Origin of the sequence: uncultured Corynebacterium sp. (genome assembly GCF_902782855.1) — a bacterium.
Taxonomy (GTDB): Bacteria; Actinomycetota; Actinomycetes; order Mycobacteriales; family Mycobacteriaceae; genus Corynebacterium.
Genome location: NZ_CACZOO010000097.1, coordinates 1 through 8,316 on the forward strand (window position 1 = coordinate 1; position 8,316 = coordinate 8,316).

The 8,316-nt window shown below is 66.7% G+C and carries 5 protein-coding genes; all 5 read right to left on the reverse strand.

Annotation, left to right across the window (positions count from 1 at the left end):
- A partial coding sequence (locus QZV72_RS04555; RefSeq protein WP_297005803.1) for an FAD-dependent oxidoreductase occupies nucleotides 1-1,134 on the reverse strand: 1,134 nt, incomplete at its 3' end.
- Between the two features lie 28 nt (nucleotides 1,135-1,162).
- The gene (locus tag QZV72_RS04560; RefSeq protein WP_297005805.1) at nucleotides 1,163-1,903 is read right to left on the reverse strand and encodes a succinate dehydrogenase cytochrome b subunit; all 741 of its coding nucleotides are present in this window, start codon (nucleotides 1,901-1,903) and stop codon (nucleotides 1,163-1,165) included.
- A 228-nt stretch (nucleotides 1,904-2,131) separates the two neighbouring features.
- Entirely contained in the window at nucleotides 2,132-4,846 is a 2,715-nt protein-coding gene (locus QZV72_RS04565; RefSeq protein WP_297005806.1) for a glycoside hydrolase family 65 protein, read from the reverse strand.
- A 62-nt stretch (nucleotides 4,847-4,908) separates the two neighbouring features.
- Entirely contained in the window at nucleotides 4,909-5,847 is a 939-nt protein-coding gene (locus tag QZV72_RS04570) for an HAD family phosphatase (protein ID WP_297005808.1), read from the reverse strand.
- 139 nt (nucleotides 5,848-5,986) lie between these two features.
- A complete protein-coding gene (locus QZV72_RS04575) occupies nucleotides 5,987-8,191 on the reverse strand; it encodes a malate synthase G (RefSeq protein ID WP_297005809.1) in 2,205 nt (734 codons plus the stop codon).
- Nucleotides 8,192-8,316 lie beyond the last annotated feature (125 nt).

Here is an 8,316-nt window from a genome sequence, read left to right on the forward strand (position 1 = left end):
CTGCTGCGCGTTCGCCCGGGAGGCGATGTCGCGCGGGACCAGGTTGCCGAAGGCCGGGTAACGGCGCTCGAGGAAGTAGTCGCGCTCATCCTCGGGGATCGTCATCGGATCCCGCTGGTCGTCCTTCTTCTTCGGGGTCCAGATGCGGCCGTCGTTGCGCAGCGACTCGGACATCAGGATCGTCTTGGACTGCCAGTCGGAGTTGACCGGCAGGCCGGTCGGGTGGAACTGGACGAAGGACGGGGACGCCATGTACGCGCCCTGTTCGTAGGCGCGCATGATCGCGCTGGCGTTGGAGTTCTTGGCCAGCGTGGACATGTGGTACACGTTGCCGTAACCGCCGGTGGCGAGCACGGTGACGTGGCCGGTGTGGATGCTGAGCTCACCGGTGATGATGTTGCGGGTGACGATACCCTTGCAGATCCCGTCCTCCACGATGACGTCCTGGACGTCGGAGTGGGTGAAGATCTCCACGTGGCCGGCACCGATCTGGCGGTACAGTGCCGAGGTGGTGGCCAGCTGCAGCTGCTGACCGGTCTGACCACGGGTGTAGAAGGTGCGGGAGACCTGCACACCACCGAAGGAACGGTTGGCCAGGGTTCCGCCGTACTCGCGGGAGAACGGGGCACCGATGGCGTTCATGTGGTCGATGACCTTCGGGGACTCCATGGCGAGACGCCAGCAGTCGTTCTCCCGGCACCGGTAGTCGCCGCCCTTGACGGTGTCCTTGGTGTGGTTGTAGGTCGAGTCGTTGTCCAGGCGCTTGGCGCGCGAGGAGTTGACGCCACCCTGTGCGGCGATGGAGTGCGCACGGCGGGGGCTGTCGTGGTACGTGAAGACCTTCACGTTGTAGCCGAGCTCACCGAGTGCGGCTGCGGCGGCTCCACCGGCAAGGCCGGTGCCGACGATGAGGACCGTGAACTTCGCGCGGTTCAGCGGGGAGACCAGCTTGAAGTGCTCCTTGTCGAACTGCCACTGCTGCTGCTGTCCGACCTCATGCGGGGCGTTGTCCCCGATGACCTTGCCGACGGTCACACCGTCGACCGTGGACTCGGGCGCCTGGAACGCGGCCAGGGCCTCGTCGTAGCTGAAGTCCGCGGTCTGGTTGTGCGGGTGGGGTTTACTCATTCCCATTGTTGTCTCTTCTCCTTGTCCAGATCCGCTAGCTACCGAGGCCGCAGAGGACGGCCACCGGGATCGAGATGTTGCCGATCATGACGATGGCCGGAAGCAGGTACGAGATCCACAGGACCACCTGACGGGTGCGGTGACCCGTGATGCCGAGATCGGAGGACGCCGTCCAGATACCGTGCGTGGCGTGCAGGAAGAGCACGATCATGCAGAGGATGTAGAAGACGGCGACGACCGGTCGGTCGAAGGACGCGACCAGGTTGGCGTAGGCCTCACCGTGCTCGAAGTCCCCCGGGGAGACGACCTTGCCGATGGTCAGGTCGAGGATGTGGAAGATGATGAAGAGCAGCAGCACCGAACCGGTGCCCAGCATGGACCCGGCGGTGAAGGTGTTGAAGTTCTTCACCTTGCCGAAGCGCTTCTCGGGGCCGCGGGACTGCTTCGACCGGGCCTTCAGGGCGAAGGCGCAGTACACGTGCAGCACGAGGCAGATGATGAGGACGACGCGCAGGATCCACAGGACCGTCTCATGGGGGAAGATCGGCTCCCCCATGCGGCGCAGGAAGTCGGCGTACTCGTTGAAGTGTTCCGCACCGGTGTAAACCTTGAGGTTTCCCACCATGTGGAACAGGACGAAGAGGACGAAGATGATGCCAGTCACGGCCATCGTCAGCTTCATCGCCCAGGACGGGAAATCAGGCTTCTCCCGGAGCGGTTTAATGTTCAGTTTCCCGTGCTCCAGTGCGACGGGATCATCGTATTTAACAGTCATGGCACCTCCAGTGTCAGTGACACTCTACGACTGCCAGAGTGGCAAACACCAACTGGACCCCTGTCGCGTGAAAAAGATCACAGCACGACAGTACGCCCGTACCGTGAACACCACGTTACGCAGGTCAAACAGCGAATCGCCGACCCGCCGCAGTGAGGTTCGGCTGCCCTGACAGCCGCTCCGACCGTGGGGAGGGGAGCCCTCCCGGCCGGCATCATTATACCGTCATCATTTTTCAACAAAAACAACATCGACGGGTGCCACGGTCTCCGCCAACCCGTCCTCGTCGGACACCAGGGTGGTGTCCCCCTCGACCCGCACCGGCTCCGACCCGATCACCACGTCCCGGCCCAGCACGGTCACCGGCCCCACGAGCCCGTCGCCGCCACCGACGATCCGGAGTTCCACGGACCCCTCGCGCACCGCCACCCGGACCTGGTACCCCTGCAGGGTCACGTTGTACTCCAGAGACTCCCAGCCCGCCGGCAGTCGCGGTTCGATGCTGAACCGGCCGTAGTCGTCGCGGAACCCGCCGAAGCCGAAGACCAGGGCACTCCACACCCCGCCGCAGGACGCGATGTGCACCCCGTCGGCACTGTTGCCGTGGAGGTTCTCCAGATCGAGGAACAGACCCCGCAGGAAGAAACTCATCGCGGTGTCCCGGAAACCCAGTTCCGCGGCCATGATCGACTGCACCACCGCCGAGAGTGACGAGTCCCCCGTCGTCAACCGGTCGTAGTAGGCGTAGTCACGCTTCTTCACCTCGGTCGACATGCCGCTCCCCTGAAGGAACAGCGCCAGCACCACATCGGCCTGTTTGAGCACCTGGTACCGGTAGATCGTCAACGGGTGGTAGTGGAGCAGCAGCGGACGCTTGGCCCCGACCGCCGGGTCATCGAGATTCCACAGCTGGCGGTTGAGGAACTGGTCGTCCTGCGGATGAATCTGCATCCGCTCATCGAACGGGACGTACATCGCCGCCGCAGCCTGGTCCCACAGGTCCAGCTCGTCCTCCGACAGCCCGGTCCGGTCCGCCAGCAGCTGGAAGGCCTCCGGACGCTCGCGGCACATCTGCCGGGCGACATCGGCGGCCACCCGGAGATTGTACTGCGCCATCACGTTCGTGTAGAGGTTGTTGTTCACCACGGTGGTGTACTCGTCCGGCCCGGTCACCGAGTGGATCTGGAACTTCTCCCCCGTCGGATCGAAGAACCCCAACGACATGAAGAACCGGGCGGTGCCGACAAGTATGTCGATCCCCTCATCCAGCAGGAACTCGACGTCCCCGGTGGCGTGGACGTACTTCATCAGGGCGTAGGTGATGTCCGCGTCAATGTGGTACTGCGCCGTGCCCGCCGCATAGTACGCACTCGACTCGTGTCCGTTGATCGTGCGCCACGGGAACAGTACCCCGTCATGGGAGAGTTCGCGGGCCCGCTCCCGGGCCTGCGGCAGCATCAGGTAACGGAAACGCAGCGCGTTCCGGGAGAACTGCGGGCTGGTGTAGGTCAGGAACGGCAGGGCGTAGACCTCGGTGTCCCAGAAATAGTGCCCTCCGTACCCGGACCCGGTGAGCCCCTTGGCGGGTATGCCCTGGGTCTCCGCCCTGGCGGACGCCTGGATCAGCTGGAAGAGGTTCCACCGGACCGCCTGCTGCAGCTCGGGTTTTCCGGTGACACGCACATCGGACCGGCGCCAGAACCTGCCCAACCACTCCGCCTGGTTCGCCTGCAGCGTCCGGTAACCCACCTGCCGGGCCCGGTTGATCGTCCGGGCGCAGCGGAAGGCGAGTTCCTCGGCGGAGACGTGACGTGAGGAATGGTACGAGACGAACTTCTCCAGACGCACCCGCAGGCCCCGGGTCCCGTCGACGTGGTAGACCACACGGGCCACATCGTCACGCATCTCGGTCTGCATCTCGACCCCGCCGACCGCGTCCGAGGACGCCGGCACCCCCGAACCACCGGTGCCCTGGGCCTGGGTGACGTCGAGGACGTGGTCCATGCTCACCGCGACAGTCATCCCGGAGTTCGTCACCCGGTACCCCAGCGTCACCCGCTGGTCCTCCGAGCTCGACCGGTAGGTCGGCTGGAACACCCGGCCGGCGATCTTCTCCGCCTTGCGGGGATCCGCGCCACCGTTGACGTCGGCAGCGTGGGCGTCCGCCCGGTCCGCCGCCGCGGAGGAGGACGCGTAGGTGTCGAGGATCGAGGAGAACTCGTCCTCACCATCCTGCCGGTTGAGGATCTGCGAGGAGATGACGACGGCGGCGTCCGCGTCCAGCAGCTCGACCTCCAGACTCATCAGCGCGAGGTGACGCTCCTGGAACGAGACCATCCGGTCCGTGACAACGCGGACGCGCTTGCCCGCCTGGGTGCGCCAGATGAAGCTGCGGCGCTCCACACCCTCCCGGAAATCGAGGGTGCGGCCGTAGTCCTCCACCTCGGCGACGCCGAGACGCAGCGGTTCATCATCGATGTACAGGCGCATGGCCTTGGCGTCCGGCACCTGGACGATGGTCTGACCTTCACGGGCGAAACCGTAGGCGTCCTCCGCATGCTCGATGTTCCACGTCTCGTGGACACCGTTGATGAAGGTGCCGTGCTCGTGGGAGTCCCGGCCCTCCGGCGGGTTGCCGCGCAGGCCCAGATAGCCGTTGGACAGGGAGAAGAGCGTCTCCGACAGGCCGAGCTCCTCGTCCGTGCGGCCAGGTCGGCGCTCATGCCAGCCCCATTCGTCGACGGGATGGGCGCTCCGGTCCACGAGCTCGAGGGGGTCGACGTCATCGAGATGTACGTCGGTGCGGTACCCCGGCGGGAAGTAGTCGGCGGGATCCGCCGGGTCACTCCCGTCGCCGACGGGGCGGTTCACGACGGACGCCACACGACGACGCTGCGCCAGGAACTCCTCGAGATGGTCATTCCGGTCGGTCCGGTCGGTCACGGCATGTCCCTTCGGTCAGGCTGGGGTCGGGCTGGGGTCGGGCTGGGGTGTGGATCAGTGGTTCAGCGTACGGCAGGCCCGTCGGATACGGTGACGTCACCGTCGCCACCCGCACCACCGTCACTGTCGGTGCCGAGAACGTCGACGAGTTCGCCGAGGTCAGCGACGACGATATCCGCCCCGGCGTCCGTCAGTGCCCGCGCTCCGGCACCGCGGTCTACCCCGAGGACGAGACCGAAGTCGCCCGCGGCACCCGCGGCAACCCCGCTGACGGCGTCCTCCACGACGACGGCCCGGTGCTCCGGGACGCCGAGGAGCTCCGCACCGTAGCGGTACGTGTCCGGGGCAGGTTTACCCGGCAGTCCCCGCTCCGCGGCGACGTTGCCGTCCACGATGACCGGGAAACGGTCGATGAGGCCGGCGGCGGCGAGAACCGGTCGGGCGTTCCGCGAGGAGCTCACCACCGCCACCTGCGGCCCCCCGGCACCGGTGTCGAGGTCGGCGAGGGCGTCGAGGGCGTCGAGCAGGGCGACGGAGCCGGGGTAGGCGTCGATGCCCCGGTCGAGCAGGGCGAGGAAGTCCATGTTCTTCAGCAGACCCAGGCCGAGGACGGTCGCGTCGCCGGCTGTGTCCCCGGCGTCCCCGGCAACCCCGGCGTCCCCGGCAACCCCACTGACGCCCACATCCTCCGTCCCCTGCCCCGACTCTCCACCGGCGGCGGACCACGCCGGATCGGAGCGGTCGGTCGGCAGGGTGATCCCACGGGACGCGAGCACCGCGGCCACGCCCTCACTGCGCGGACGGCCGTCGATGTGGTCGAAGTAGTCCTGCTCCGTGTACGGGGCGACACCGCGGTCGGCGAAGAACCCGGTGAACACGGCCGACCAGGCCCGGCGGTGCAGGTCCGCGGTCGGGGTGATGACGCCGTCCAGGTCGAGGAGCACGGCGCCGAACGTGGCGAGGTCGGGGAGGGCGTCCCGGTCGGGTAGGTCTGCTGTCATTCCCCCATCGTAGGTGGCGGGCGGACACCACGCCCGGTGGCGGGACGGCGGACCCGGAACAACGGCGACGGCCCGCTCCCGGGGGGGGGAACGGGCCGTCGAAGGTGCACCCACGGTGCCCGCGGCAGGTCAGCGCCGGTTACGCGATACCGTGCAGCTCCTTGAACTCCAGGCGTCGGGCGTGGAGGATCGGCTCAGTGTAACCGGAGGGCTGGGTGGTACCGAGCAGGACAAGGTCCCGGGCGGCCTTCCAGGCGACGGAGTTGTCGTAGTCCGGGGCCATGTCGCGGTAGGCGGCGTCCCCGGCGTTCTGCCGGTCGACGACCTGGGCCATGCGCTTGAAGGCCTCGATGACCTGCTCCTCGGTGACCACACCGTGCTTGAGCCAGTTGGCCAGCAGCTGGGAGTTGATGCGGCAGGTGGCGCGGTCCTCCATGAGGTCGATGTCGTGGATGTCCGGCACCTTGGAGCAGCCGACACCCTGCTCGACCCAGCGGACGACATAACCCAGGATGGACTGGCAGTTGTCGTCCAGCTCCTCCTGGATCTCCTCCGGGGTCCAGGTGGCCTCACCCTCGCCGACCTTGGCGGCGGCGACCGGGACGGTGAGGATACCCGGCAGTGAATCACGACGACCGTCGGTGATCAGCTTCGCCTGGACGGCGTAGACGTCGACCAGGTGGTAGTGGGTGGCGTGGAGGGTCGCACCGGTCGGGGACGGGACCCACGCGGTGGACGCGCCCTGCTTCGGCTGACCGATCTTCTGCTCCAGCATCTCGGCCATGAGGTCGGTCTTGGCCCACATGCCCTTACCGATCTGGGCCTTACCGGACAGTCCGTGGGCCAGGCCGGCGTCGACGTTGTTGTGCTCGTAGGAGTCCATGAACAGCGACGCCTTGAGCTTCGGCTTGCGGAACATCGGTCCGGCCAGCAGCGAGGTGTGGATCTCGTCACCGGTGCGGTCCATGAAACCGGTGTTGATGAAGGCGACGCGGTCGGCGATCGCGGCGATGCAGGCGTCGAGGTTGACGCTGGTACGGCGTTCCTCGTCCATCAGACCGACCTTCAGGGTGAAACGCGGGAGATTGAGGAGGTCCTCGACATCGGCGAGCAGGTCGTTGGTGAAGGCGGACTCCTCCGGACCGTGCTGCTTCGGCTTGACGATGTAGATGGAACCCTCACGGGAGTTGCGGCGCGGGTTGTCCAGGTCGATGCCGGGGACGGCGCAGGCCGCCGTGATGACGGCGTCCATGATGCCCTCGAAGATCTCGTCGCCCCGGGCGTCGAGGATCGCGGGGTTCTGCATGAGGTGGCCGACGTTGCGGCACAGCATCGTTGACCTACCGTGCAGACGCAGCTCTGAGCCGTCGCGCGCGGTGAAGTAACGGTCGTCATTCTGCTCACGGGTGAAGGTCCGACCGTTCTTGGTGACCTCCTCGGCGAGCGTGCCCTGGTTCAGACCCAGCCAGTTGTGGTAGCCGAGGACCTTGTCGGTGGCGTCCACCGCAGCGATCGAGTCCTCGAAGTCCATGATGGCGGTGACCGCGGCCTCCAGGACGATGTCCTTGACCCCGGCCCTGTCGGTCGAGCCGACCGGGGACGACGCGTCGATCTGGATGTCGATGTGCAGGCCGTTGTGCTTGAGCAGGATGTCGGTCGGTGCGTCCTTCTCCCCGGCGTAGCCGACGAAGACCTCGGGCTGCTGCAGGTGGACCTCGGCACCGTCGATGACGGCGGCCAGCTGACCGGAGGTGATGTCGTAGCGCTCGACGTCGGCGTGGGAGCCGGACTCCAGCGGCACCGCCTCGTCGAGGAAGTTGCGGCCCCAGGCGATGACCCTGTCACCACGGACCTTGTTGTAGCCCTTGCCGGGTTCGGCGCCACCGTCGGTGGGGATCGCGTCGGTGCCGTACAGCGCGTCGTAGAGGGAACCCCAGCGGGCGTTCGCGGCGTTGATCGCGAAGCGGGCGTTGAGGATCGGAACGACCAGCTGCGGGCCGGCGGTGGTGGCGAACTCGGCGTCCACGTTCTGCGTGCGGATGTCGAAGTCACCGGGCTGGTCGACGAGGTAACCGATCTCCCTGAGGAAGGCGGTGTACTTGCCGGGGTCCTGCGTGCCCGGGTTCTGCGTGTACCACTCGTCCAGCTTCGCCTGCAGGTCGTCGCGCTTGGCGAGCAGCTCACGGTTGCGCGGGGTGTGCTTGGCGACGAGGGCGCCGAAGCCCTCCCAGAACTTGTCCCGGTCCACCCCGGTACCCGGCAGAACCTCATCGTTGACGAAATCGTAGAGGGTCTTGGCGACCTCGAGGCCGCCGGCGGTGATGCGCTCCGTCTGCTGTGTCATGGAAACTCCTTCGTGAACATATCGACTTGTCCGCACTTCGGTCACCACCCTAGGTGAGCCAGGTCACCGAGGGGAGTCATCCGTGGTCCGGGGAACCGGCCGTCACCCCCGCACCCACCCCGTTA